Source organism: Cellulomonas rhizosphaerae (assembly GCF_003470205.1).
GTDB lineage: Bacteria > Actinomycetota > Actinomycetes > Actinomycetales > Cellulomonadaceae > Cellulomonas > Cellulomonas rhizosphaerae.
The window spans coordinates 1-3,038 of the sequence record NZ_QWKP01000042.1; the positions used below are offsets into that span (position 1 = coordinate 1).

At 76.2% G+C, this 3,038-nt stretch carries 4 protein-coding genes; all 4 read left to right on the top strand.

Annotation, left to right across the window (positions count from 1 at the left end; translation table 11 throughout):
- On the top strand, nucleotides 1-539 hold a 539-nt coding region (locus D1825_RS00550), incomplete at its 5' end, for a M20/M25/M40 family metallo-hydrolase (protein ID WP_118765596.1).
- 69 nt (nucleotides 540-608) lie between these two features.
- The gene (locus D1825_RS00555) at nucleotides 609-989 is read left to right on the top strand and encodes a cold-shock protein (protein WP_118765597.1); all 381 of its coding nucleotides are present in this window, start codon (nucleotides 609-611) and stop codon (nucleotides 987-989) included.
- Nucleotide 990: 1 nt separating this feature from the next.
- Nucleotides 991-1,890: a DUF3027 domain-containing protein gene (locus D1825_RS00560; RefSeq protein ID WP_118765598.1), complete on the top strand. Its 900-nt coding sequence runs from the start codon at nucleotides 991-993 to the stop codon at nucleotides 1,888-1,890.
- Nucleotides 1,887-3,038 (top strand): ATP-binding protein (locus tag D1825_RS00565; RefSeq protein WP_138067037.1); only part of this gene is annotated, 1,152 nt, incomplete at its 3' end. The genes D1825_RS00560 and D1825_RS00565, both read left to right, overlap by 4 nt.

Here is a 3,038-nt window from a genome sequence, read left to right on the forward strand (position 1 = left end):
AGTCGCTCGTCACGCGCCGGTTCGACGCGTTCGACCCGGTGGTCATCACGGTCGGGGCGATCCTGGCCGGGACGACGAACAACGTGATCCCCTCGTCGGCCGAGCTGCAGATCACCGTCCGGACGTTCTCGCGCGCGACGTGGGAGGCGGCGCCCGGCCTGCTCACGACCCTGGCCGAGAACATCGCCGCCGCGCACGGTCTCACCGCGACGGTCGACTACCAGCGTGGGTACCCCGTGACGGTCAACGACGCCGACGAGCTCGACCGCACCGCCCGCCTCACGCGCGAGCTGTTCGGCGAGCAGGCGTGGTTGACCATGCCGCAGCCGCTGGCCGGCGCCGAGGACTTCTCCTACGTGCTCGAGCAGGTGCCGGGATCGTTCGTCTTCGTCAGCGCCACGCCCGCGGGCGTGGACGCCCGGACCGCCCCGTACAACCACTCGGCGCAGGCACGGTTCTCCGACGACGCGCTCGCCATCGGCCCCGCGCTGCTCGCCGCCCTCGCGCTCGACCGGCTGGGCGACGCCGCCGTCAGGTGATGAACACGGGCCCGGCCCGGTAACCTGGCCCCAGACGTTTCCCAGCACACCCAGAGAACGAGGTACGCCGTGCCCACCGGCAAGGTCAAGTGGTTCGACGCCGAGCGCGGGTTCGGGTTCATCGCCGGCGACGACGGCGGCGAGGTCTTCCTGCACGCCTCGGCCCTCCCCGACGGCGTGACGCCGTCGGTCGGCACCAAGGTCGACTTCGGTGTCGCCGACGGGCGCCGCGGCCCGCAGGCGCTGTCCGTGAAGATCCTCGACCCGCTGCCCTCGGTCGCCAAGGTCGTGCGCAAGCCGGTCGACGACATGGCCGTGATCATCGAGGACCTCATCAAGGTGCTGGACCGCGTCGGCAACGACCTGCGCCGCGGCCGCTACCCGGAGAAGGCCCGCGCGGTGCAGTACGCGACCCTGCTGCGGGCCGTCGCCGCCGACCTCGAGGCCTGACGTGGCCACCGCCACCAAGGACGCCGTGCTCGGCTCGGCCGTCGATCTCGCGCGCGAGGTCGCGATCGAGCTCGCGGGCAACCCCGCCGACGTCGGGGAGCACCTCGGCGTCGTCGTCGAGGGCGAGCGCCTGATCTCCCACCGGTTCGCCTCCCTGGCCCGCGGCTACCGCGGCTGGGAGTGGACCGTGACCGTCTCGCGCGTGCCGCGCGGCCGGATCGCGACCGTGTGCGAGGCCGAGCTGCTGCCCGGCGAGGACGCGATCCTCGGCACCGACTGGGTGCCGTGGTCCGAGCGCCTGCGCCCCGGCGACGTCGGTCCCGGCGACGTGCTGCCGTTCCGCGCGGACGACCCGCGCCTCGAGCCCGGCTGGACGCCCACGGGCGACCCCGAGCTCGACGAGGTCGCGATCGACGAGCTGGCCCTGGCCCGCGTGCGGGTGCTGTCCCCGCAGGGTCGCGACGAGGCCGCCGAGCGCTGGTTCCGCGGCTCGAACGGCCCGACGAGCCCCGGCTCGCTCGCGTCCGCGGCCGCGTGCCAGACCTGTGGGTTCCTCATCCCGCTGCAGGGTCCGCTGGGCACGGTGTTCGGCGTCTGCGCCAACGAGTGGTCGCCCGACGACGGCAAGGTGGTCAGCCTGGAGCACGGGTGCGGGGCGCACTCGGAGACCGGCAACGAGCCCGTGCCGACCGAGTGGCCCGAGTCCGCGCCGCTGATCGACGAGCTGCGGATCGACGTGATCCCCGCGCTGTCGACGCTGCCGCACGCTGAGCCGGTGGCGGAGGTGGCCGACGAGCCCGCTGCTGAGGCCGCGGACGACGAGCCGGCCGACGACGCCGACGCACCGACCGAGGTGGCGCCCGCCGCCGAGGACACCCCGGTGGCACACTCGGAGCCGTGACCGTCGACCCCTTCGGCACCGCCGCGCTGCGAGCGGCCGCCATGGGGGCATGGACGGCGTCACCCGCGCGGCTGCGCGAGGACGCCAACGTCGAGGAGGACCACGCCCGCGGCTACTACCGCGACCGCGTGGTCGTCGAGCTGGCCCAGAACGCGGCCGACGCCGCGGTCCGGGCCGGCGTTCCCGGCCGACTCCTGCTGCGCCTCGCGCACACCGACGACGGCACGACCCTCGTCGCGGCCAACACCGGCGCCCCGCTCGACGACGCGGGCGTCGCGTCGCTCGCGTCGATGCGCGCGTCCTCCAAGCGGGACGGCGGCTCGCGCGCGGTCGGCCGGTTCGGGGTCGGGTTCGCCGCGGTCCGGGCGGTGGCCGACGAGGTCGGCGTGCTGTCCACGACCGGAGGGGTCCGGTTCAGCCTCCGCGACACCGCGGCGCTGCTCGCGCAGGCCGGCGCGGGGTCGCCCGCCCTGGCCGACGAGGTCCGCCGCCGCGACGGCTCGCTGCCCGCGCTGCGCCTCCCGCTGCCCGCCGACGGCCGCCCCCCGTCCGGGTACGACACCGCCGTGGTGCTCGAGCTGCGCGACGAGGTCGCCGCCGACGAGATCCGCGCGCTGCTGCGTGCCGTGGGCGATCCGCTGCTGCTCGCGCTGCCGGGCCTCGTCGAGATCCTCGTCGAGGACGGCGACGACGCCCCGCGCCGGCTCGCGCGCGTCGAGGACCGCTGGACCGTCGCGTCCGACGAGGGTGAGCTCCCGCTCGCCCTGCTCGCCGACCGGCCCGTCGAGGAGCGCTCCGCACGCTCGTGGCGCGTCACGTGGGCGGTGCCCGTGCCCCGGGCCTGGGCCGACGAGCGACGCCGGGCCGCCGACCGCGTCGTGCACGCGCCGACCCCGACCGACGACCCCCTCGACCTGCCCGCGCTGCTCGTCGCGACCCTCCCGCTCGACCCGACCCGCCGCCACGTCGCGCTCGGCCCGCTGACCGACGCGGTGCTCGAGCACGCCGCGGACGTGTACGCCGACCTCGCCCGCGCGCTCGCCGACGCGGACGGCGACCCGCTCGCGCTCGTCCCGACCGGGCTCGGCGCCGGGCCGCTCGACGCCGCCCTGCGCCCGCGCCTGGTCGCCGCGCTCGCGCGCACGCCG